We start from the raw sequence: 21,770 nt of genomic DNA, 5'->3' as shown, positions 1-21,770 counted from the left end.
TTGAGCCGAGTTGCTTGGCGACGGCAATTGCGTTTACGGCTGCTGCCGGGGAGTTTGCCTCTGGATAGGTCGCCAGACAAAGGACTGCCGTGAGCTTCATCTGATTTCGCCTCCATTGCAGCGGCGGTCAAGCGACCTTCTCGCCAATCCAGGCGACATCCGTAGAGGCAATGGGCGGCTTCAGCTTTGATCCACCGCAAATGCGTATCCACTAGAGCCGGATGATTTCAGGTCAAGTCGACCTGAAATCTGAATCCGGCTCTAAATCAAAGAGATAGAGCATGATGTCGTCCGAAAACCGCTTCACACTTTTCGGCATCATGCTTTAGATGATGGACACGCTGATTCAGGAATTGCCACATGGTCGAAAGTCCTGAGGGCGGCCAGGGATTTGGCGGGGGTATGCGACCGGGTCCGGCCGCTTGATTCCAGCCGCGACGTTTCTCAGGTCGGGCCACTGTAGCCCGTGGTCATGTCCTTGCTGGTTCACGCGGGAGTTGGGGTTGGTTCGTCGGCCGCTTTGAACTCTGCCGGCGCATCGCTGTCGGTGTCCTGCTTCGAGCCGCCGCGCAGCGCCACGTAGATAGCGGGAATGACGAGCACCGTCAGCAGCGTCGACGAGGCGAGGCCGAACAGCAGGGAAATCGCCAACCCCTGGAAAATCGGGTCGGTCAGGATGACTGCCGCCCCGATCATCGCTGCGATCGCGGTGAGTAGGATCGGCTTGAAGCGGATGGCGCCGGCCTCGAGCAACACGTCGACCAGCGGCCTGTCGGCGCCCTTGGAATGGCGAATGAAATCCACCAGCAGGATCGAGTTGCGCACGATGATGCCGGCGAGCGCGATGAAGCCGATCATTGAGGTGGCCGAGAACGGTGCGTCGAAGGCCCAATGGCCGAGCATGATACCGATCAGGGTCAGCGGGATCGGCGTCAGGATAACCAGCGGCAGCCTGAACGAACCGAACTGCGCCACAACGAGAATGTAGATGCCCAGGATCGCCACTACGAAGGCCGCGCCCATGTCGCGGAAGGTGACCCACGTCACTTCCCACTCCCCGTCCCACAGAAGTGTAGGTTTGGATTCGTCGTCCGGTTGCCCGTGCAGTGCGATCGTCGGTTTCGGCAGGCTGCCCCAATCGGCCTTGGCGATGGCATCGTCGACGGCGAGCATGCCATAAACCGGCGCCTCGAATGCGCCCGCGAGTTCCCCCATCACCATCTCGGCGGGTCGGCCGTTGTGACGGAAGATGGGATAGGACGCAGGCTCGCGCGTCACCCGCACGACGTCGCCGAGTTCCACCACGTCGCGTGCGCCGGGCAGCGCGTTCGCCGGGACCGGCGTCGTAAGGGCGCGCTGGTCGACGACGCCGTCGCTCTTCGAGAGCGCCACGCGGATCGGGATCGGTTGGCGGCCGCCGCCGCGGTGGGAATAGCCGACCGTCGTGCCGCCGTAGAGGTAGTTCAGCGTGTCGTACACGTCGGACTGCTCGACCTTGTAATATTCGAGATTGTCCTGGTCGATCGACAGCCGCACGCGCTGCGGCTGGTTGTGGAAGCTGTCGTCGACGTCGACGATGAACGGGATGGAGGAGAACGTCTCGCGCACCTTTGCCGCCACCGCGCGGCGCGTCTCGGCGTCAGGCCCATAGATCTCCGCCAGCAGGGTCCCGAGCACCGGCGGACCAGGCGGTGGCTCGACCACCTTGAGCACGGTGCCTTCCGGCATGGCAATGCCCTTCAGCCGTTCGCGGATGTCGAGGGCGATGGCATGGCTTGGACGACTGCGCTCCCCCTTCCCCACCAAGTTGACTGCGACGTCGCCCTGCTCGGATCCAGAGCGAAGATAGTAATGGCGCACCAGGCCGTTGAAATTGAAAGGCGTTGCTGTACCGGCATAGGTCTGGAACGAGACCACCTCGGCCACGTCGGCGAGACGATTCACCACAGCCTGCAACAGCCGGTTGGTGTCCTCGACAGAGGAGCCCTTGGGCAAGTCGGCGACCACCTGCAACTCGGTCTTGTTATCGAACGGCAAGAGCTTCACCGTGACGTGCTTGGTGTAGATAAGCACCATCGAAGCCATGGTTGCGGCGCCGACGACAAGCAGGAAGGTCCACGACCGAAGCCGCGACTTCAAGATGGGCCTTGCGACCGCGATATAGGCGCGACCGAGCGCGCCACCGCTGCTACTGGCATCATGGGCATGCGCCGAGGCGTGGCCCTTCTTGCCGAATTTCATCATCAGCCACGGCGTCAGCGTCACCGCGACGAAGAAGGAGAACAGCATTGCCGCCGAGGCGTTGGCCGGGATCGGGCTCATATACGGGCCCATCAGACCAGACACGAACAGCATTGGCAGGAGCGCCGCGACCACGGTGAGCGTCGCCACGATGGTCGGATTGCCGACCTCCGCTACGGCGTCGATCGCCGCCTGCTTGCGGGACCGCCCATCATCCATGGCCCAATGCCGGGCAATGTTCTCGATCACCACGATCGCATCGTCGACCAGGATGCCTATCGAAAAGATAAGCGCGAACAGGCTGACGCGGTTCAGCGTGTAGCCCATGATTCGTGAGGCAAACAACGTCAGCAGGATCGTCGTCGGGATGACAACGGCCACCACCAGCGCTTCGCGCCAGCCGATGGCGACCGCCACGAGCACGACGATGGATATGGTCGCGAGGCCGAGGTGGAAGAGCAACTCGTTTGCCTTCTCGTTCGCAGTCTCGCCGTAGTCGCGCGTCACGACCATCTCGACGTCCTTCGGGAAAATTTCCCCCCGCACTTGGTCAAGGCGCTTGACGATCGTATCCGCGATGACAACGGCATTGGTGCCCGGACGCTTGGCCACCGCCAGCGACACGGCCGGCGCCCGTTGAAGCCCCTTGTCGGACTTGACGATGTTGGTGACCCGGTTCTCTGCCGGCGACGTCGCCAACACAATCCTAGCCACGTCACGCACATAAACCGGCCGCCCATCCCGCGCGCTCACAAGCAGGTTACCGATATCGCCGAGCGTCTGCAGGGTTTGGCCGGCGACCACCACGCGCTGCTTGCCCTCGTCGCGCAGCGTGCCAATCTGGAAGGACGTATTGGCGCCGGCGATCTTGGCCGTCAACTGCTGCAGCGTGATGCCGTAAAGAGAGAGTTTTTCCGGGTCCGGCTCGACCTGGATCGCTTCCGGCTGTTCGCCGACGATGTAAGTCAGGCCAATATCCGGCAGCTTGGCGACCTCGACTTGCAGCTCGTGCGCCAGCCGCGTCAGATCGGCCGAAGTATAGCGATTGGCCGCCTCGGGCGTCGGCGTCAATGTCACCACCACAATCGCGACGTCGTCGATGCCGCGCCCGACGATCAGTGGCTCGGGTATGCCAACCGGAATGCGGTCCATATTGGCGCGCACCTTGTCATGAACGCGCAAAACGGCGGCGTCGGAACTGGTGCCGACCTTGAAGCGCGCAGTCACCAGCGCACCGTCGTCCGCGGTTTGCGAGTAGACGTGCTCAACACCATCGATGCCCTTGATGATGGTTTCCAGCGGCTCGGTCACGAGCTTGACGGCATCCTCCGCCTTCAGCCCATTGGCCACGACATGAATGTCCACCATGGGCACGGAAATCTGCGGCTCCTCTTCGCGTGGCAGCGTGACAAGGGCGACAAGCCCAAGCGCCAGCGCCGCTAGCAGGAAGAGCGGGGTCAGCGGCGAAGCGATGAACGAGCGGGTGAGCCCGCCGGCGATGCCAAGTTTCATGGCAGGACGACCTTGTCGCCTTCGGCGAGCCCGGTCAGAACCTCGACCCGAGGCTGTCCGCCATCCTGGTATCGCTCGCCGAGCACGACTGCCACGCCGAGTGGTCCGTCCGCCGCATCGACTGTGACGTAGTCGATCCCATGTACCGTGCTGACCGCCTGCGGCGGCACGCCGAGCACGGTCCGCTTCGCGACGGGGATCGACACCAAAGTACGCTCGTTTACAAAGAAGCTGCCGATGTCGGCGACCTCGACATCGGCGATGACGCGGCCGTTCTCGATCTCCGGATAGACCTTGGCGATGCGCCCTTGGCGGGCCTTGATGAAACCGCCTTCCACGCCGATGCCGCGTTCGGCGATATCGACCTGAGCTCCCTCCGTGATCTCCGTCGCGTGCCGCTCCGGCAGCGACAGTCGCAGATAGTACTGTCCCGACGCGATCCGGGCGACCGTTTCACCCGCCATGATCACCGAGCCGGCCGTCACTGGAACCGTCAGCACCCGACCGTCGGCCGGAGCCAAAGTGTCGCCTTCCTTGGCGCTCTGCTGGGTAACGGCCTTTTCGGCAATCGCTGCCGCCAGCTGGCTCGTGATGACGTCGAACTGGGTCTGAGCTGCATCGACCCGGCTCTGGGTCGCGGCGCCTTTGGCCAGCAAGTCCTGCGCGCGCTGCAGATCGGTCTTGGCATTCTCCATCTGGGAATTGAGGGCGCCGATCTTGGCATCGGCTGCGCGAAGCTGCAGCGCTATTTTGTCGTCGACTACGGTAGCAACCACGTCACCCTTCTTGACGACTTGGCCTTCCGTCACCCGCACCTCGGTGATTGTACCGGAAATGCGCGCGCGTGCCGGCACGATCGTGCGGCTCTCGACCTGACCGTAAACGGCCTTCATCTCGATGACGGTGGCTGCCTTGACTGTGAAGTCCCCTGCAAACGCGCTGCCGTTGACGAGCAGCGTGATGCCGAGCAGAAGCCCGTTGGCCGGGAGGAATCGTACGTATCTCATCGCACTGTGCCGTTCTCGGAAACGAATTGAAAGGACGGGAGGCGCGAAGGCACCTCCCGTATGGGACGCCAGTCCTGGAAAGTCGGGTGTTACTTGAAGGCGACGCCGCTCTTGCAACCAACTTTCTTGAAGACAATAGCTGCCGGGCACCAGCCAGTAAGCGAAGCCTGCACCATATTAAGCCCGGCAAAGACGGTCAGCAGGAACCAGTAGGGCGAATAGTAATAGCCGAGCGCGACGGAGATCAGCACCATGAACCCCGCGAACATCAGAACTGCCTTGTCGATAGTCATAATCTTGTCTCCTGAATCTGCGCCGTGCCTATTCGGCCGGCTCCATGTGAATGGCCTTGAGCTTCTTGATGCCGAGCAAGTCGAGTGCCAGTCCCTCGTAGAAGGTCTCGCTCTTGCCCTGACGGACCTTGTGCAGGAAGTATTTCTCGAACCCCACTTTGGCCGCGTGCACCCACTTGCCCTGCGATGACCAGTTGACGTTGCGTGGCGGGATCTGCGGCTGCGCCACGAAGGCGATGCCCTCGTCGCCGAAATCGGCCAAGCAGACCGCGTTCCAGGTCGCGACAGCCCGCGGTTCCTCGCCGCGCAACAGTGCGCCGATGTTTTCCGCCGTCGCCGTGACCATGGATTCGATCATGAAGCCGGTCTTTGGAACACCAACCGGCAGCGGCGTCTTGCCGACTGGGGGAATGGCGACGCAGACACCGATCGAAAAGATGTTCGGATAAGTCTGGTTTCGCTGATGCTTGTCGATCGTGACGAAGCCACGCGGATTGACCAGCCCCTCTATGTCCTTCACCGCCGCCACGCCACGGAAGGCCGGAAGCATCATCGAGAACGTGAAGGGCAGGTCGTGCTTGGCCTTCACCGAACCGTCCTCGTTTACTTCCTCCACATGCATGGTTCCTGCGTCGACCGACGACACCTTGGCGTTCGTGATCCACTTGATGTGCCGATCGCGCATGGCACTCTCAAGCAGGCCCTTGGTATCACCCACGCCATCCAGGCCGAGATGACCGATATAGGGCTCGGGCGTCACGAAGGTCATCGGCACCCGGTCGCGCACCTTGGCCCTGCGCAGCGCGGTGTCGAGGATAAAAGCGAATTCATAGGCGGGTCCGTAGCAGGATGCCCCTTGGACGGCACCGATGATGACCGGACCCGGCTCGCGGACGAGTTCATCGACCTTCGCCTTCGTGGCGGTCGCATGATCGATGTGGCAGATCGACTGCGTGTATCCGGCAGGTCCGAGGCCGGGCACCTCATCGAACGCGAGGTCCGGCCCGGTCGCGATGATCAGATAGTCGTAGTCGACGAACGTACCGTCGTTGAGCTCGATCCGGTTTTCCTTCGGATACACTTTCTTGGCACCCTCGGGTTTGAGCGCGATGTTGCGCCGCTTGAAAGTTGCGGCGAGGTCGACGGTGATGTCGTCGCGCTTGCGCCAGCCGACGGCCACCCAGGGATTGGAAGGCACGAAGGAATAGGATGTGCCGAGATTGACGACCGTCAGGCTGTCCTCGCGGCGCAGCTTCTCTCGCATTTCATAGGCCATGACGGTTCCACCAAGACCGGCCCCGAGGACGACGACATGTGACATAGGGTTCCTCCCAGTGTTTCTTGTTCGAATAACCTGACAGCAAGGCCGCAGCCTTGCGTTGATCTGGCTCAATTCCTAAACCGGGGAGCGCGATGGTAAGGTTGTGCCGCTCGCGGGCCTGCCGATGGGCTTGCAATTAACATTCAAAGATTATAAATTCAAGAGTATGAATGTAAAAGAGATGATCCCGGCTTCGGGAAAGGCGGCGGACCTGCTCAGGAGCCTGTCCCATCCGCAACGGCTCCTGGTCCTTTGCGCGTTGGGGAAGGATGAGCGCTCTGTCGCGGAACTGCGCGAGTTGCTTGGCATCGACCAAGTGCCGATGTCGCAGCAACTGATGCGGTTGCGTGCTGACGGCCTGGTCGAGTCGCGGCGCGATGGCACGACCGTCTACTACCGCATCACGCGGCCGGAAGTGCTCACGGTCGTGGAAGCGCTTCACTCGGCTTTCTGCCCCTGACGAGAAGCTGTTGCCATCGACAATCTCAAAGGCGATGCGCTGCATGCCGCATCCCGAAGAAACAGGAGAAGTGCAATGTTTGGATTTGGAGCGCAGTCGTCGGTCAAAACGCTGACGCCGACGCAAGTGCGTCAGATGGGCGACACTGTCACGCTCGTCGATGTCAGGGAGAACGCCGAATGGGCGTCCGGGCATATAGCCGGGGCCATTCATATTCCCTTAGGCAGGCTTCGTGAGGAGATGGAGTTCATCCCGTCCGACAAACCCGTTGTGTTTTATTGCCAGGCCGGCGGCCGTTCATCGCAAGCAATTGCCATCGCCAAGGCTGGTGGACAATCGCACGACACCCATTTGGGCGGCGGCATCGGCGCCTGGCGTGCGCATGGCTTTCCTCTGGCAAGCTGATACGGACGCCGTTCTCACAACAGAGGTTTAGCTGCGGCGTCTCGCGGCGCTTCCAGGTGCTCAATTCGTTCGGAGGGCTGCGCGCGAACCGCGCGCAGTTCGTACCAGAGGGAATTCAGGATGCCGACCGTGGTGGCCAGTCCGAGGCCAAGCATCTTTGCCACGCTTGCGACTGGTCGCCTCGGTACCACGACACGGCCAGAGGCCTGATTGCAGGCATTTGCTTTTAGGGCAGGCAGGTATAGGACTTTACCGTGCTGAGGTGCCCCTTGCTTTCCACGCCTTCAAAAGCCCCTCTCATCCTTTTTTTATACGACATTCTTCAGCAAGCCTGTCGACATCGCATCCATTCATTGTGATCTTTCGGGGCAGTGGACCCTGGACAAGCGCCGGCTTGCCGAGGCGGCGGCGGTCGTCTTCCACATTCCAAATTTCCGCGAGATGGGCGATGCTTGGAAGTATCCCGGCCAGTTTTGGATAGCCTGGTCGATGGAGAGCCGATCAAACTACAAGCGGATCGCGGATCCGAAGATCATGCGGCACTTCGACTTCACGGTGACGCATGAACGCAGCTCCGATATCTGGGCACCTTATCTGCCACGCGCATCCTGGTGGGAGGAGGTTCGAGCAACACCGATCGTGGCCAAGACGGAAGCGGCCCCGGCCGTGCTCTTCCAATCGGCCAGTTTGAACCATAGCGGACGCGTTGATTTCGTGCGGGAGCTTTCCCACCACATCAGAATCGATTCCTATGGCCGGCATTTTCGCAACCGAACCATCGAAGGCCCCGATCTTGGGAGGGAAACAAAGATCGACACCGTCGCGCGCTACAAGTTCTGCCTCGCTCTGGAGAACTCCAGCGAGACGGACTATGTCACGGAAAAGCTCGTCGATGCGTTCAAGGCCGGTTCGGTGCCAGTCTATCTCGGTGCCCCGAATGTTGACGAATTCGCGCCGGCAGGCTCCTACATCAACGCGGCGGATTTTAGCAGCCCCGCCGAGCTGGCGGCGTATCTGCGGCATCTGATCGATACGCCGGATGCCTATGGGGCGTATTTCGCCTGGCGATCGAAGCCGCTGCCGGAGGGTCTCGCTCAACGCCTGCAAGAACTGGAATCGCCCGTCTTTTGCCGGCTGATGAAGTTCGTGCAACAGCAGAAGGAAGATCATCCGGTCCGGCCTGCCGGGCGGCCTCGGCTTCCCTTTGGTCCCAGATCCTATGTCAGCACACGGCTCCGCAAGTGGACGAAGAAGGTTCCAAACTGAGAATACGGCTTGCGCTTTTCACGTCAATTAATAAATTTACGCATGGAATAATTTACTGATACGCGTTGAAACCAGGGAACTTGTCTGTAAAATTTCGCCTTGCAGTTGCACGCCGGCTGACCGTATGTAGAGCCGGGCAGCGCATGGAACCAGGTCCATGACGCGAGGGTTTGAATGTCGATGACGCACAAGACGATGGAGGATTTCGCCCGTTCCTGCGGCGTCTCCAGGCCGACACTGTCGAAATTTTTCGACGATCCGACCAGCGTCAAGCCGGCAACGCGAAAGCGCATCGAGGAGGCGCTGCGCTCGTCCGACTACCAGCCCAATCTGTTCGCGCGCAACCTCAACCGCAAGCGCACCCGCAGCATCGGCATCATGGTGCCGACGGTCGCCGATCCCTTCTATTCGGAGATGGTCAGTCGCATCGAGCTTCGGCTGCGCGACGAAGGCTACTGGCCGATCGTCATCTCCTCGCACGGCTCGCGCGACCTCGAAGTGGAGGCGACGCGAACCATCCTGTCGCTGAAGGTTTCCGGTGCGCTCATCGCGCCGCTCGGCCTGCGCTCGGACCGCCTCACGCTGGAAAAGCTGACACAAGCCATACCAGTCGTCTATTTCGACACCTATCTCGAGGGCGAAACGCCCTTCGTCGGCAACAACAACGCGCAGAGTGTCTCGACCATCGTCGACTATCTGTGCCGGTCCGGCGACGCCCCGGTCTATTTCGATATCCCGCACGTCAACCATAACTCGCCGGAACGGCTGAGCAGCTATGTCGGCGCCATGCAGCGGCTCGGGTATGAGCCTGTCGTCATCGGCAACACCGACGACTACACATGGGATTTCGAACGGATCGGCTACGAGCAAACCGAAAAGATGCTCGACAATGGCGGCCTGCCGGGAAAGACCATCCTGTGCAACAACGACCGTCTGGCCTTCGGCGTGATGGCGGCAGCGTATGCGCGCGGCCTCAAGGTCGGTCGCAAGGGCGATTGCGACCTGCGTGTAGCGGCCCATGACGATCATCCGCTGAGCCGCTACACTTGTCCCGGCCTCACCACCATGGCGCAGGATTTCGCCGCCATGGCTGGGCGCAGCGTCGAGACGCTGCTGGCCCTGATGGACGAGGATGAGGCGACGGTTACCGCCAAGGTAAACCTCGACGCGACGCTGGTGATGCGTCAGTCGGCCTGAGCCTTGCCAAAAGCCGGATCGAAGCCGCGCCAGGCCGCGACCGCGGCACCGACAGCTTGCCGCGCCGCCGGACCATGGCGGCCCATCGAGACGAAGCCATGGATCTGTCCCGGCCAGCGCCGCAACACCACCGTTACGCCGTCATCTTGCAGACGTTTCGCATAAGCCTCGCCTTCATCGGCCAGGATATCGTGACCGGCGAATGCGAGGAAGGCCGGCGGCGCTCCGGCTAGGCTTGCCGCCTTCAGCGGCGAGACGCGCCAGTCGTCGATGTCGCTGGCCCTGCTTATGTAGTGATCCCGGAACCAGGCCATGGTGGCCGCGGTGAGGCCAAAACCGTCGGCAAAGCGGCGATAACTGTCCGCCGTCTGAGACGCATCCGTGTTCGGATAGAACAGCAGTTGCGTCGTCACTTTGATTCCGTCGTCACGTGCGAGCAGGCTGAGCACCGTAGCGAGATTGCCGCCTGCGCTATCGCCGGCGACGGCAACGCGCCTTGCGTCGATACCGAGGTCGCCGGCCGCCTGTCGCATGGAGGAGAGCACGGCGCGGCAATCCTCGACCGCTGCCGGGAATTTATGCTCCGGCGCCAGCCGGTAGGCGGGCGAGACGACGACGCAGGCCGCCATGTTGGCGAACCAGCGGCAGATCTCGTCATGGGACTCCAGATTGCCGATCACCCAGCCGCCGCCATGCAGATAGAGCAGCGCGGGAGCATTTGTTCCTGGCGCGTCGTGCCCGCGATAGATCCTGAGCGTCAGCGGGCCGCCCGGCCCGGCGATGGTTCGCTCGCTCAGCGAAGCGACCGGCTCGCGCTCGCCCTGGAGTGCGGGAAATCCCTCGCCATAGGCGCGGCGCGCCTCTTCGAGCGTCCCGGCCTCGAATGGCCGGACGGCGGCCTGCCGGCCGAGGTCGAGCACGTGCCGAGCCTCGGGATCGAGTAAAGGCACGGAGGGCGATGTCGTCATGGGCGGATCTCAGGCAAGCAGGCTTGCCGCCTCGTCTTCGCCAAGCAGCGGCGGTTGATCGACCGTTCCATTGACGGCGACCGATTCGCGGCTTTCGCCCGAAGCCAGGATCGCCTCCATGATCTCCAGCACATGCAGTGCGAGGTCTCCGGAGGCGCGCGGCTTCCTGCCCGTTGCCAGCGCCCGCGAAAGGTCGGCAACGCCGAGCATGCGGTAGTTGGCGCGGTCCGGCGCGGCGAACGGCCAGTTTAACGCGCCGTAGAGCTCGCTTTCGCTGTGGAAATCGGCCCAGTCGGCGCCTCGCTCCGACAGCGAGACCGTACCGCCGAACGTGTCGGGGTCGGGCAGCCGCAGCGAGCCCTCCGTCCCGTGCAGCTCGATCGGGTGGTTGGAGTGCTTGAAGACATCCCAGGAGGCGCCGAAGGTAACGGTGGCGCCGGAACGGAATTCCAATAGCGAGAGGATGTTGGTCGGCGTGCCGACCTTGAAGCTGGTGTTCTTGAAGGGTCCTTCGGCGGTGATCAGTCGCTCTTCCTGGCCGCGCGTCGCCATCGCCATCACGCGCTGGACCGGCCCGAGCAGATTGACGAGCATGGTCAGGTAGTAAGGCCCCATGTCGAAAACCGGGCCGCCGCCGGGCTGGTAGTAGAATTGCGGATTGGGATGCCAGTGCTCCATGCCGCGTCCCATCATGAAGGCGGTGCCGGTCACCGGCCGACCGATCGCGCCCTCATTCATCAGGCGGCGTGCGCGCCGCCCGGCGGCGCCGAGGAAGGTATCCGGAGCCGAACCAAGCAGCAGCCCGCGCTTCGCAGCCTCGTCGACAAGGCGGCGGCCATCGGCGGCCGAGGTTGCCAGCGGCTTTTCGGTGAAGACATGCTTGCCCGCCGAAAGCGCCGAAAACGAAATGTCGAAATGCGCCGCCGGGATGGTCAGGTTGAGGACAAGGTCGATCTCCGGATCGGCCAGAAGCGCGTCGACGCTGAGAGCCCGGATGCCGTACTCACTGGCGCGAAGGGCCGCCATGTCGGGCGATATGTCGGCGCAGGCGCGCAGTTCCACCTCGCCGAACAAAGCCGCATTGCGCAAATAGGTCATCGAGATGTTGCCGCATCCGACAACGCCAATGCCGAGCTTTGCCTTTGATTTTGGCTGCATTTCGGTCTCACCTCCCAACGCGATAATAGCCTGTTTGAACCGTTGAAACGGCAACGGATCACATTCGAAAGCCGCTATAAAGCATTTTAAATCTTGACGCGCGTAAAATTTTTATGGAACATGCGGAAATGCTGGTTGGGAGGCTGCCAGCGCAAGGAGGAGAAAATGACTGACATTAAAAAAGGGCCGGTTTCCGGCTCGAAGTCTGCTGCGCACGTGACGATCGCCGACCGCAGGCAGTTTCTCATTGGCAGCGCCGGACTGCTTGGCGCGGCGACACTTGGCATGGGCACCGGGCTGAGTGTTCGCCGGGCTCGCGCCCAGTCGCGCGCCGAAATCAGCTTTGCCAGCGCTGCCTTCTTCGGCAAGGAAACCTTTGGCGACCTGATCAAGGCCTTCAACGAATCGCAGGACCGCGTTCTGGTCAAGAACATCGAACTGCCGCCGCCGAGCTCCTCGACGGAAGTCTATCAGGGTCTCGTCCAGCAGCTCGCCCGCCGCACCGGCACGCCCGACGTCTTCAGCCAGGACGTGATCTGGATCGCCGGCTTTGCCGCCGCCGGCTGGGCCTTGCCGCTTGACGAGTATTTTCCGGCGGACAAGCGCAGCGCCTACTTCACCGGAACCCTCAACGCCTGTACCTATGGCGGCAAGCTGACCGCCCTTCCCTGGTTCATGGATTCGGGCATGTTCTACTACCGCAAGGACGTGCTGGACAAGCATGGCGGCAAGGTCCCGGACAACTGGGCCGACATGGCGACTATCGCCGCCGCGGCGCAGAAGGCCGGCGATGTCGATTTCGGCTATCTCTGGCAGGGCAAGCAGGCCGAAGTTCTGGTCTGCGATGCGGTCGAGATCATCACCTCCAACAATGGCGCGATCCTTGCCCCCGACGGCAAGTCGTCACAGATCAACCAGAAGGCGGCGGTCGAAGCGATCCAGTTCCTTCACGACACCATTGCCAAGACCAAGATCAGCCCGCAGGACGTGCTGTCCTGGGACGAGGAGCCGTCGCGCCAGCCCTTCACTTCGGGCAAGGCGATGTTCATGCGCAACTGGTCCTATGTCTATCCGATCGCCCAGGACGCCAAGGCCTCGCAGGTGGTCGACAAGGTCGGCGTCGCGCCGTTGCCGTCCTTCCCCGGCGGCAAGAGTGCGGCCTGCCTCGGCGGCTACCAGCTCGGCGTCAACGCCAACTCCAAGCAGCGCGAGGCCGCGATCGAACTTTTGACCTGGCTGTCTTCGACCGAAACCCAGCACCGCATCGCCTTGAACTTCGGTCTCGCGCCGACGCGCCCGGCGCTGTTCCAGGACGAGCAGATCAAGAAGGAACAGCCTTTCATGGCGAGCCTCGAGAAGGTGTTCACCGGCGCCACGGCGCGGCCGATCACGCCCGAATACGCCAAGGTGACGCTGGCGCTCCAGTCCGGCATCTCCAAGGCACTGGTTTCGGGCAACGTCCAGGCCGAGATGGACGCGCTTTCCGATCAGATCAACAAGATCGTCGGCTAACCAATGTCCGCGGCGGCCACTGTTCCCGGCATTGGCCGGCCGCGGCTTGGCAAGGCGCTTCCCAGTGCGCTCTGGGCCTTGCTCCTGCTGACGCCGGCCTTCGTGTCGCTGGCGTCGGTTTCCTTCTACCCGATCGTCAACGGGCTCTATCTCTCGCTCACCAATACCTCGCTGATCACCCAGGAGAACGAATTCTCCGGCTTCGCCAACTATGTGCAGCTCTGGGGCGACGCGCAGTTCTGGAATGCCTGGTGGCACACAATGTGGTTCACCGCGGCATCGACGATCCTGGAGACGGTGATCGGGCTCGGCATGGCGCTTATCCTGTGCGAGGCTTTTAAAGGCCGCGGGCTCGTCCGCGCGGCCATGCTGGTTCCCTGGGCGATGCCGACCGTCGTCACCTCGAAGATGTTCGGCTGGCTGTTCGACGGCCAGAACGGCATCATCAATTACATCCTCCTGCACGCCGGGCTGATCGACCAGAACATCAACTGGTACGGCTCTCCCGACACGGCGATGACCACCATCATCATCGCCGATGTCTGGAAGACCACGCCCTTCATGGCGCTGCTGCTGTTGACCGGCCTGCAGACGGTGCCCAATTCGCTGATCGAGGCAGCGCGTATGGACGGTGCTAAGGGCTGGATCACCTTCTGGTACATCCGCCTGCCGCTCCTGATGCCGACCTTGCTGATCGCCGGCCTGTTCCGTGCCCTCGACGCGTTCCGCGTCTTCGACCTGGTCTATGTGCTGACCGGCGGCGGTCCGGCCGATTCCACCGAGACGCTGTCGACGCTGTCCTACAAGGTGCTGTTCTCGACGCTGCAATTCGGCTACGGCTCGGCCGTTTCGACGGCAATGTTCGTCACCGAAGGCATCATTGCGCTGGTCTTCTGCCTCTATCTCATCCGGCAGATCCGGAGGGCGCAATGAACGACACCCGCTCGCCCTTGCAGACCGTCTTCATCTATCTCGGCGCACTGCTGATCCTGGTCTGGTCGGGCGGCCCCTTCATCTGGCAGTTCTCGACATCGTTCCAGCTCGACAAGGCGCTGACCTCTGGCTCGCCGTCGCTGATCCCCGACCCCTTCACGCTCGAGCACTATTACAACGCCTTCGTCGAGAAGGAGCTGCACCGCTATGTCTGGAACTCGCTGGTGGTCTCGCTGGCGACGACGTTCCTGTGCCTCTTCGTCGGCTCGCTGGCCGCCTTCGCCCTGTCCAGGCTCAACGTCAGGGGACGCTTCGGTATACTGATGGTCATCCTTTCGGTGTCGATGTTCCCGCAGATCGCGCTGGTCGGGCCGCTCTATCTGGTCGCCACCAATCTCGGCCTGCTCGATACCTACACCGCATTGATCATCACTTATCTGGCGCTCGGCCTGCCGCTCGTTACCTGGGTGCTGTTCGGCTATTTCGAGACGCTGCCACGCGAGATCGACGAGGCGGCGCGCATGGACGGCGTCAGCGTGCCCGGCCTGCTCTGGCACATCATCCTGCCAATGTCGCTGCCCAGCCTGGTGACGACAGGCCTGCTTGCCTTCATCACCGCCTGGAACGAATTCCTGTTCGCGCTCGCCTTCACTTCCAACATCGATCGCCAGACCATCCCGGTCGGCATCGCCAATTTCACCAACCAATATTACGTGCCCTGGGGCGACATCGCCGCCGCGTCGGCGGTCGTCACCGTGCCCTTGATCGTGCTGGTGCTTTTCTTCCAGCGCCACATCATCGAAGGCCTCACCCAGGGTGGAATCAAGGAATGAGAGGATGATCGTGAAAGACCTGAAAGTCGGCTGCCAGACCTTTACCTGGGAAATGCTCGGGGACCGCTTTGCCGGCGGTCCGGACGACCTCATCAAGGCGATCGCCGACGGCGGCTATGCCGGCATCGAGATCACCGACACGATGATCGGCCGCTATGCCGGCAAGCCGGCGGAATTCGCCGCGGCGCTGAAGTCGTCCGGGCTGACGCTGGTCTCCTTCGCCTTCGGCTCGAAGAGCGGCTTCACGCTGAAGGATCAGATCGGCGCCGACCTCGAAACGGCGCAGCGCTGGATCGATTTCGCCGCCGCCTTTCCGGGCGCATTGGTGTCGATGGGGTCAGCGACGGTCGTCTCCGACGGGCCGCGCGTGGACAAGTTCGCCATTGCCGCCGAGGTTTACAACAACGCCGGCGAACTCGGCCGCAAGGCAGGCGTCCAGGTCGCGGTGCACCCGAGTTCTCACCACAACACGCTGCTGTTCGATCGTGCCGACTACGACCGGATCTTTGGACTGCTCGATCCGTCGCTGGTCGGCTGGGTGCCCGACACCGGCCACATCTTGCGTGGCCACAAGGACATGGCCGACACGCTCACCACCTACCGCGACCGTATCCGCTATGTGCATCTCAAGGATGTCGACGCCGGCGGCACCTGGGCGATGCTCGGCAAGGGTGTCTGCGACACGGCGAAGGTGATCGAGATCGCCGGTGCCGCGCCCAACTTCAACGGCTGGCTGGTGCTGGAGGAGGAATCCGAGACCGCCGCCGCCGATCCGGCCGCCGCGGTCAAGACCAACCGCCAGACCATGCGCAGCTACGGGGCGTAGATCATGATCCGCAAGCAAGACCGTCGCCTTCGTGTCGGTGTGCTCGGCTGCGGGCCGATCGCGCAGTTCGCCCATCTGGAATCCTGCGTGAAGGCCGCCAATGCCGATCTCTACGCCATCTGCGATGCCGCGCCCGATCTGCTCGCCCGCATGGGTGCCACCTACGAGTCGGAGAAGATGTATGCCGACTACGACGAGATGCTCGCCGACCCACAACTGGAAGCGGTGATCGTTGCCACTTCGGACGCCTATCACGTGCCGATGTCAATCAAGGCGCTGGAAGCCGGCAAGCATGTTCTGTGCGAAAAGCCCATAGGCGTCTCGGTCGAGGAGGGCCAAAAACTCGCCGAGGCAGTCAGGCGTTCCGGCAAGGTGCTGCAGGTCGGCCACATGAAGCGCTTCGATCCAGCGCTCGAAGCGGCGCGCGATTTCGTCCGCGACGAGATGGGCGAGATCCTGGCGCTGAAGGCCTGGTACTGCGACTCCACGCACCGCTACACCAACACCGACGCAGTCCAGCCGCTGCCGGTCACCAGCAAGCTGGCGAGGAAGCCGGCCGGCAACCCGAAGGCTGATCTCAGGCAATATTTCATGCTCGCGCATGGCTCGCATCTCGTCGACACGGCGCGCTTCCTGTGCGGCGAGATCACCGCTGTACGCGCGCGCCTCAATGAGCGCTTCGGCGCCTATTGCTGGTTCGTCGAAACCGAATTCGCCAATGGCGCGCTTGGCCATCTCGACCTCACCGTGGCCGTGCGCATGGACTGGCACGAGGGTTTTCAGCTTTATGGCGAGAACGGCTCGGTGATCGCCAAGACCTTCAACCCCTGGTATTTTCGCGCGAGCGAGGTCGACATTTTCCATGAGAAGGACGCGACGTCGCGTAAGCCGCTCGGTGCGGATGGGCATTTCTTCAGGCGCCAGCTCGAAGGCCTCGCCGAGACCGTCCTGGACGGCAAGCCGCTGCGCGGCGCCAACGTCGAGGACGGCCTTGCTTCGATCCGCGCCATGGTCGCGATCGCCCGCTCGATCGAGAGCGGCGAGCGCGTCGAGATCGCCAGCGTGACGGGAGCGGTCTGATGCAAATCGGGGTGTTCGCCAAGACCTTCCCGGGCAGCGAACCGACCGGCGTGCTGGCGGCGGTGCGCGAGGCCGGATTTGCCGCCACCCAGTTCAACCTTGCCTGCGCCGGCCTGCCATCGATGCCGGATGCGGTGCCCGACGACGCCATCCGCTCCATCGCGGCCGCATCCGATGCCACCGGCGTAACCCTGGTGGCGCTCTCCGGCACCTACAATATGGCGCACCCCGACAAAACGATTCGCGACGACGGACTGCGCCGGCTTGCCGTCATCATCGAAGCCGCAGCGGATCTTTCCGTTCCGCTGGTCACGCTGTGCACGGGAACGCGCAACCGCGACGACCAGTGGGCGCACCACCCCGACAATGCCGATCCCTCGGCTTGGACCGATATGGCGGCCGAGATGGGAAAGGCGCTTGAGTTGGCTGAACGTCACGGCGTCGACCTCGGCATCGAACCGGAACAAGCCAATATCGTCACCTCGGCCGGGGACGCGATGCGCCTCATCGCCGAGATGGGCTCGAAAAATCTGCGCATCGTGCTCGATCCGGCAAACCTGTTCGAAAGGGCGGATGCCGAGGAGGCACGCGCCATCATAGCCGACGCGGTCGAGCGCACGGCCGGCCATGTCGCCATGGCGCACGCCAAGGACCGCTCCGCCGATGGCCGCTTTGCCACCGCCGGCCGTGGCGTTGTCGACTTTCCGGATTTCGTCACCAGCCTCAAGGCGTCAGGCTTTGACGGGCCGCTGGTGACGCACGGGCTTTCGGCCGAAGAGGCGCCTGGGGTTGCCCGTTTCCTGAAAGGGCTGGTGTGATGGCACGCCCGACCACCTTGCTCCGTGATGACGCCAAGCTGCGGGTCTACGACGCAGGCGACGGGCTGGCGGTCGTCTTCCAGCACGGATTGGGCGGCAGCGAGGGGCAGGTCGCCCAGGCTTTCCCCGCCGACGCCGGCCTGCGGCGCCTCACGCTGGAGTGCCGCGGGCACGGTGGCTCGGGGCTTGGCGGTCGCCGCCCGTTTTCCCTTGGTATGTTCGCCGATGATGTGCTGGCTGCCGCCGATCAGGCCGGACTTGACCGTTTCATCGCCGGCGGCATTTCGATGGGTGCTGCGATCGCCTTGCGCCTCGCCTGCCGCCATCCGGACCGCGTGGCCGGCCTGCTGCTCGTGCGGCCGGCCTGGACTTTCGCTCGCGCGCCGACGAACATGCAACCGATCGCGGAGGTCGCCAGCATCATCCTCGGCCACGGCCACGGCCCCGACAAGGCCAGGACGATCTTCGCGCAATCGGGGACCGCCGCGCGCCTCCTGGACGAGGCGCCCGACAATCTCAGTTCGCTACTCGGCTATTTCGACCGGCCCGATGCAGCCGCTTTCGCGCAAGTTCTTGCCGACATCGCCGCCGATGGCTCCGACATTTCCGAAAGCGACGCCGCCGGCCTTGGCGTTCCCACGCTGGTGGTCGGCAACGCCGTGGATGCGGTGCATCCCTTGTCGGTCGCCCACAAATTGGCCGCCACTATTCCCGGCGCAACCTTTGCCGAAATCCCTGCCAAGGCGCTCGACAGCGCCAGGCATTTCGCCGCGCTGCAGGCCGAGATCAACGATTTCCTTCACGCCCACGCCAATTTCCGGAGCCTTATTCCCTCATGACGACCAAATCCCTGTCCGGTCCTGCCGCCATCGCCGCCTTGCCGCGCAACCGGCTGCTCGGCGAGTTTTCCCTGTGGTCGGCGGACCTTGCCAATATGGAGCGCGACCTGAAGCGCATCGACGCTTACGTCGACCTGCATCACATCGACGTCGCCGATGCCCGTTTCACCCCCGGCTTCCTGTTCTTTCCCGATCTGGTGGCGCGGATCGCCAGGCTGACGGCCAAGCCGATCCATGTCCACCTGATGGTCGAAGCCGAGATCGTCGAGGAGCAGACACGCCAGTTCATCGAGGCCGGCGCCGACCTGATCAGCGTCCATGCCGAAAACGGCGAGGCCGGCCTGCGTGCCGTCCGGCTGGCGCATGCGCTCGGCGCCGAGGCCGGCGTCGTGCTCAGGCTGGAGACGCCAGTCGCGGCGGTCACCCCGTTCCTGGCGCAGGTGGCATTCGTGACGCTCCTCGGCACCTCGATCGGCGTCAAGGGCCAGAGCCTGTCCGAGCAGGCCTGCGACCGCCTGGTCGAGGCGCGCGCGCTGATGAAGAAGGCGGGGCGCGAAACCGATATCATTCTCGCTGCCGATGGCGGCATCCGCCATGAGACGGTGCCGCGCCTGCGCGCCGCCGGCGCCGAGACGGTGGTGCTGGGCTCGCTGGCTTTCGGCGACCCCGACCTTGCGCAGCGCATGGCCTGGCTGCACGGGCTGAAGGTCGCCGCCTGATGACAAAACTCGCCCTTGCCTTCGATCTCGGCGGCACGGAGCTGCGTGGCGCGCTGGTCGAACGCGGCGGCGCCGTTGCCGCGCGCGTTTCGGCGCCGACGATGGCGGGCGCGGGATCGGAAGCGGTGATCGGCCAGATTATTGCCCTGGCCGGAACCCTGCTGGCGGAGCACCCGCAGGCAAAGGTCGCCGGCATCGGCATGTGCGCGCCGGGACCGCTCGATCCCAAAGCCGGGATCGTCATCGGGCCGCCGACGTTGGCCGGCTGGCACGATGTTCCGTTGATCGACATTCTCAACCGGCAATTTGGCCTGCCGGTGCGGCTGGAGAACGACGCCAACGCGGCGGCACTCGGCGAATGGCGCTTCGGCGCCGGCCGTGGCAGCGGCTCGCTGGTGTTCGTCACCGTATCGACCGGCATTGGTGGCGGCGTGGTTGCCGACGGCCATATCTATCATGGCCGTCGCGGGCTGGCAGCCGAGATCGGCCACATGACCATCACCGGCGAAGGCGATCGCTGTTTCTGCGGCGCCGTCGGCTGCTTCGAAGCCGTCGCTTCCGGCACCGCGCTCGGACGCCGCGCCACGCGACTGACGGCGCCGGGCGACGGTTCCCTGCTTCGGCGTCTTTCCGGCGGCGGCGACGTCTCGGCCAGGCATGTCGTCGAAGCCGCGCGCGCCGGCGATGTCAGCGCGCTCGAACTGGTCGACGCCGAGGCGAAGTGGCTCGGCATCGGCTTCACCAATTTGCTTCATCTCTATTCGCCGGACCTGATCGTCATGGGCGGCGGCCTCGCCAATGGCTTCGATCTCCTCGCGCCAGGGATCAGGACCACCGTCGGGCAGCGGGCGATGCCGGCCTATCGCGACGTGCCGATCGTACCGGCCGAGCTTGGCGACCGGGCCGGCCTCATCGGCGCGGCAAGCCTGATTCTGTGGGAGGGCGAACCGGGCGCGCCGCTGGCAATCGCGCAGGACGAAGACAACGGCGCGAGCAAGCGTGCCGCTGCCAGGGAGGCAAGCCATGGCTGAACTCAAGCTGCGCGGCGCGCGCAAATCCTACGGATCGGTCGAGATCATCAAGGGGATCGACCTCGACGTCGAGGATCGCGAATTCGTCGTCTTCGTCGGCCCGTCCGGCTGCGGCAAGTCCACCCTGCTGCGCATGATCGCCGGCTTGGAAAAGATCACCGCCGGCGACCTTCTGATCGATGGCGTGCGCGCCAACGACATCGATCCGTCCGAGCGTGGGCTGGCCATGGTGTTCCAGTCCTACGCGCTCTATCCGCATATGAGCGTGGCCGAGAACATGGGTTTTGCGCTGAAGATCGCCGGCGTATCCGCCGCCGAAAAAGAGCGCAAAGTGAAGGAGGCCGCCGATGTGCTGCAGCTTTCGCATCTCCTCGACCGGCGGCCGAAGGCGCTGTCCGGCGGCCAGCGCCAGCGCGTCGCCATCGGCCGCGCCATCGTGCGCAATCCCAAAGTATTCCTGTTCGACGAGCCGCTGTCCAATCTCGACGCTGCTTTGCGCGTCAGCATGCGGCTCGAGCTGATGCGGCTGCACGAGCAGCTCAATGCGACGATGATCTACGTCACCCACGATCAGATCGAGGCCATGACCATGGCCGACAAGATCGTGGTGCTGAACAATGGCTCCATCGAGCAGGTCGGCTCGCCGCTCGAACTCTACAACAGGCCGGCAAACATCTTCGTTGCCGGCTTCATCGGTTCGCCGAAGATGAACCTCTTGAAGCTGAAAGTGGCTTCGACTGGATCCGAAGGCGTCACTGTCACTTTGCCGGGCGGCCAGCCACTGACCGTGCCGGTCGAAGCGGGCACGGTCAAGACCGGCGACGAGTTGCTGCTCGGCATGCGGCCGGAGCATCTGCGAAATTCTGCCGATGGCCGCTTCAAGGGACAAGCTGTGCTGGCCGAGCGGCTGGGCGGCCTGACCATCCTGCATGTCGAGGTCACGCCCGACATCACGCTGGTGGTGCAGGCCGAGGGTGGCGACACCACGCCGTTGCACAGCCCGCTCGCGCTCGACATCGCTCCGTCGGTTTGCCATTTGTTTCGCATGGATGGGCCGGCGCTGGCGCCTTTGCCTTCCGTGTGAGCCGCCGCCGCTGACATTGATGTGTTGCACCGCAGCACATCAAAAGCCACTGCACACCATTTTAAATCTTGACGCGTGTTAAATTTTTCTAAAACATGCGGAAATGCTGACCTGCATCGGTCGGCACTCTGGGAGGAGAAATGCCTGATACGAAAAGTGGCCTGACCCAGGCCCTGAATCTGCAAGCCGTATGGCTATCGACCTTTGGTCGGCAGCCTGCTGCCGCAAGCGCCGGGCCGGCCGTCGCCGCGCTCCGCACAGGCATTC

At 63.3% G+C, this 21,770-nt stretch carries 20 protein-coding genes and 1 pseudogene; 15 read left to right on the top strand and 6 right to left on the bottom strand.

Going from position 1 to position 21,770, the window contains the following annotated elements; all coding sequences use genetic code 11:
* Positions 1–486 precede the first annotated feature (486 nt).
* The 4 genes from C9427_RS19105 to C9427_RS19090 all read right to left on the bottom strand — a co-directional run bounded on the left by C9427_RS19105 (position 487) and on the right by C9427_RS19090 (position 6,374).
* On the bottom strand, positions 487–3,753 hold the full coding sequence (locus C9427_RS19105) for an efflux RND transporter permease subunit (RefSeq protein WP_107650669.1): 3,267 nt from the start codon (positions 3,751–3,753) through the stop codon (positions 487–489).
* Complete coding sequence (locus C9427_RS19100; RefSeq protein ID WP_107650668.1) at positions 3,750–4,760, bottom strand: efflux RND transporter periplasmic adaptor subunit; 1,011 nt, start codon at positions 4,758–4,760, stop codon at positions 3,750–3,752. The genes C9427_RS19105 and C9427_RS19100 overlap by 4 nt, the downstream gene beginning before the upstream one ends.
* A gap of 89 nt (positions 4,761–4,849) precedes the next feature.
* The gene (locus tag C9427_RS19095; RefSeq protein ID WP_097574212.1) at positions 4,850–5,053 is read right to left on the bottom strand and encodes a YgaP family membrane protein; all 204 of its coding nucleotides are present in this window, start codon (positions 5,051–5,053) and stop codon (positions 4,850–4,852) included.
* A gap of 28 nt (positions 5,054–5,081) precedes the next feature.
* On the bottom strand, positions 5,082–6,374 hold the full coding sequence (locus C9427_RS19090) for an NAD(P)/FAD-dependent oxidoreductase (RefSeq protein ID WP_107650667.1): 1,293 nt from the start codon (positions 6,372–6,374) through the stop codon (positions 5,082–5,084).
* 103 nt (positions 6,375–6,477) lie between these two features.
* Between C9427_RS19090 and C9427_RS19085 the strand changes: the two genes are divergently transcribed.
* The 5 genes and pseudogenes from C9427_RS19085 (at position 6,478) to C9427_RS19065 (ending at position 9,702) form a co-directional block, all read left to right on the top strand.
* Complete coding sequence (locus C9427_RS19085) at positions 6,478–6,834, top strand: ArsR/SmtB family transcription factor (RefSeq protein WP_245437104.1); 357 nt, start codon at positions 6,478–6,480, stop codon at positions 6,832–6,834.
* Positions 6,835–6,909: 75 nt separating this feature from the next.
* Positions 6,910–7,239: a rhodanese-like domain-containing protein gene (locus C9427_RS19080; RefSeq protein ID WP_107650666.1), complete on the top strand. Its 330-nt coding sequence runs from the start codon at positions 6,910–6,912 to the stop codon at positions 7,237–7,239.
* A 339-nt stretch (positions 7,240–7,578) separates the two neighbouring features.
* A pseudogene (locus tag C9427_RS35330) lies at positions 7,579–7,773 on the top strand (glycosyltransferase family 10 domain-containing protein); the annotation flags it as partial.
* Complete coding sequence (locus C9427_RS19070) at positions 7,774–8,505, top strand: glycosyltransferase family 10 domain-containing protein (protein ID WP_245437103.1); 732 nt, start codon at positions 7,774–7,776, stop codon at positions 8,503–8,505.
* Positions 8,506–8,679: 174 nt separating this feature from the next.
* The gene (locus C9427_RS19065) at positions 8,680–9,702 is read left to right on the top strand and encodes a LacI family DNA-binding transcriptional regulator (protein ID WP_107650663.1); all 1,023 of its coding nucleotides are present in this window, start codon (positions 8,680–8,682) and stop codon (positions 9,700–9,702) included.
* Here C9427_RS19065 and C9427_RS19060 read toward each other — a convergent pair.
* The gene (locus C9427_RS19060) at positions 9,690–10,670 is read right to left on the bottom strand and encodes an alpha/beta hydrolase (protein ID WP_107650662.1); all 981 of its coding nucleotides are present in this window, start codon (positions 10,668–10,670) and stop codon (positions 9,690–9,692) included. The genes C9427_RS19065 and C9427_RS19060 overlap by 13 nt on opposite strands.
* A 9-nt stretch (positions 10,671–10,679) precedes the next feature.
* Positions 10,680–11,828 carry a Gfo/Idh/MocA family protein gene (locus tag C9427_RS19055; protein WP_107650661.1) on the bottom strand — a complete coding sequence of 383 codons (1,149 nt, stop codon included), beginning with the start codon at positions 11,826–11,828 and terminating at the stop codon, positions 10,680–10,682.
* 165 nt (positions 11,829–11,993) lie between these two features.
* Here C9427_RS19055 and C9427_RS19050 point away from each other — a divergent pair, with 165 nt between their 5' ends.
* The 10 genes from C9427_RS19050 to C9427_RS19005 are packed head-to-tail and all read left to right on the top strand — an operon-like array spanning position 11,994 to position 21,503.
* A complete protein-coding gene (locus tag C9427_RS19050; RefSeq protein ID WP_107650673.1) occupies positions 11,994–13,340 on the top strand; it encodes an ABC transporter substrate-binding protein in 1,347 nt (448 codons plus the stop codon).
* 3 nt (positions 13,341–13,343) lie between these two features.
* Complete coding sequence (locus C9427_RS19045) at positions 13,344–14,273, top strand: carbohydrate ABC transporter permease (protein WP_107650660.1); 930 nt, start codon at positions 13,344–13,346, stop codon at positions 14,271–14,273.
* Positions 14,270–15,106: a carbohydrate ABC transporter permease gene (locus C9427_RS19040; RefSeq protein ID WP_107650659.1), complete on the top strand. Its 837-nt coding sequence runs from the start codon at positions 14,270–14,272 to the stop codon at positions 15,104–15,106. Before C9427_RS19045 ends, C9427_RS19040 begins: the two co-directional genes overlap by 4 nt.
* A gap of 4 nt (positions 15,107–15,110) precedes the next feature.
* The gene (locus C9427_RS19035; protein WP_107650658.1) at positions 15,111–15,932 is read left to right on the top strand and encodes a sugar phosphate isomerase/epimerase family protein; all 822 of its coding nucleotides are present in this window, start codon (positions 15,111–15,113) and stop codon (positions 15,930–15,932) included.
* Between the two features lie 3 nt (positions 15,933–15,935).
* On the top strand, positions 15,936–17,012 hold the full coding sequence (locus tag C9427_RS19030) for a Gfo/Idh/MocA family protein (RefSeq protein WP_107650657.1): 1,077 nt from the start codon (positions 15,936–15,938) through the stop codon (positions 17,010–17,012).
* The gene (locus C9427_RS19025) at positions 17,012–17,830 is read left to right on the top strand and encodes a sugar phosphate isomerase/epimerase family protein (RefSeq protein WP_107650656.1); all 819 of its coding nucleotides are present in this window, start codon (positions 17,012–17,014) and stop codon (positions 17,828–17,830) included. The genes C9427_RS19030 and C9427_RS19025 overlap by 1 nt, the downstream gene beginning before the upstream one ends.
* On the top strand, positions 17,830–18,669 hold the full coding sequence (locus tag C9427_RS19020; RefSeq protein WP_107650655.1) for an alpha/beta fold hydrolase: 840 nt from the start codon (positions 17,830–17,832) through the stop codon (positions 18,667–18,669). The genes C9427_RS19025 and C9427_RS19020 overlap by 1 nt, the downstream gene beginning before the upstream one ends.
* Positions 18,666–19,388 (top strand): ribulose-phosphate 3-epimerase, encoded by a 723-nt coding sequence (locus C9427_RS19015; RefSeq protein ID WP_107650654.1) that lies wholly within the window; start codon positions 18,666–18,668, stop codon positions 19,386–19,388. The genes C9427_RS19020 and C9427_RS19015 overlap by 4 nt, the downstream gene beginning before the upstream one ends.
* Positions 19,388–20,419: an ROK family protein gene (locus C9427_RS19010; RefSeq protein WP_107650653.1), complete on the top strand. Its 1,032-nt coding sequence runs from the start codon at positions 19,388–19,390 to the stop codon at positions 20,417–20,419. The genes C9427_RS19015 and C9427_RS19010 overlap by 1 nt, the downstream gene beginning before the upstream one ends.
* A complete protein-coding gene (locus C9427_RS19005; RefSeq protein ID WP_107650652.1) occupies positions 20,412–21,503 on the top strand; it encodes an ABC transporter ATP-binding protein in 1,092 nt (363 codons plus the stop codon). The genes C9427_RS19010 and C9427_RS19005 overlap by 8 nt, the downstream gene beginning before the upstream one ends.
* The last annotated feature ends 267 nt before the right edge of the window (positions 21,504–21,770 follow it).

It is taken from the genome of Mesorhizobium helmanticense, from assembly GCF_003034915.1.
Taxonomy (GTDB): Bacteria; Pseudomonadota; Alphaproteobacteria; order Rhizobiales; family Rhizobiaceae; genus Mesorhizobium; species Mesorhizobium helmanticense.
Note: the sequence above shows the minus strand (reverse complement) of the source record. Positions and strands in the feature narration are given on the sequence as shown.

Coding starts and splice junctions, on each gene's coding strand:
- C9427_RS19045 (WP_107650660.1), top strand. CDS start 13,344: ATGTCCGCGGCGGCCACTGTTCCCGGCATTGGCCGGCCGCGGCTTGGC.
- C9427_RS19050 (WP_107650673.1), top strand. CDS start 11,994: ATGACTGACATTAAAAAAGGGCCGGTTTCCGGCTCGAAGTCTGCTGCG.
- C9427_RS19070 (WP_245437103.1), top strand. CDS start 7,774: ATGCGGCACTTCGACTTCACGGTGACGCATGAACGCAGCTCCGATATC.
- C9427_RS19040 (WP_107650659.1), top strand. CDS start 14,270: ATGAACGACACCCGCTCGCCCTTGCAGACCGTCTTCATCTATCTCGGC.
- C9427_RS19065 (WP_107650663.1), top strand. CDS start 8,680: ATGTCGATGACGCACAAGACGATGGAGGATTTCGCCCGTTCCTGCGGC.
- C9427_RS19020 (WP_107650655.1), top strand. CDS start 17,830: ATGGCACGCCCGACCACCTTGCTCCGTGATGACGCCAAGCTGCGGGTC.
- C9427_RS19030 (WP_107650657.1), top strand. CDS start 15,936: ATGATCCGCAAGCAAGACCGTCGCCTTCGTGTCGGTGTGCTCGGCTGC.
- C9427_RS19060 (WP_107650662.1), bottom strand. CDS start 10,670: ATGACGACATCGCCCTCCGTGCCTTTACTCGATCCCGAGGCTCGGCAC.
- C9427_RS19105 (WP_107650669.1), bottom strand. CDS start 3,753: ATGAAACTTGGCATCGCCGGCGGGCTCACCCGCTCGTTCATCGCTTCG.
- C9427_RS19100 (WP_107650668.1), bottom strand. CDS start 4,760: ATGAGATACGTACGATTCCTCCCGGCCAACGGGCTTCTGCTCGGCATC.
- C9427_RS19025 (WP_107650656.1), top strand. CDS start 17,012: ATGCAAATCGGGGTGTTCGCCAAGACCTTCCCGGGCAGCGAACCGACC.
- C9427_RS19080 (WP_107650666.1), top strand. CDS start 6,910: ATGTTTGGATTTGGAGCGCAGTCGTCGGTCAAAACGCTGACGCCGACG.
- C9427_RS19055 (WP_107650661.1), bottom strand. CDS start 11,828: ATGCAGCCAAAATCAAAGGCAAAGCTCGGCATTGGCGTTGTCGGATGC.
- C9427_RS19095 (WP_097574212.1), bottom strand. CDS start 5,053: ATGACTATCGACAAGGCAGTTCTGATGTTCGCGGGGTTCATGGTGCTG.
- C9427_RS19090 (WP_107650667.1), bottom strand. CDS start 6,374: ATGTCACATGTCGTCGTCCTCGGGGCCGGTCTTGGTGGAACCGTCATG.
- C9427_RS19010 (WP_107650653.1), top strand. CDS start 19,388: ATGACAAAACTCGCCCTTGCCTTCGATCTCGGCGGCACGGAGCTGCGT.
- C9427_RS19035 (WP_107650658.1), top strand. CDS start 15,111: ATGATCGTGAAAGACCTGAAAGTCGGCTGCCAGACCTTTACCTGGGAA.
- C9427_RS19005 (WP_107650652.1), top strand. CDS start 20,412: ATGGCTGAACTCAAGCTGCGCGGCGCGCGCAAATCCTACGGATCGGTC.
- C9427_RS19015 (WP_107650654.1), top strand. CDS start 18,666: ATGACGACCAAATCCCTGTCCGGTCCTGCCGCCATCGCCGCCTTGCCG.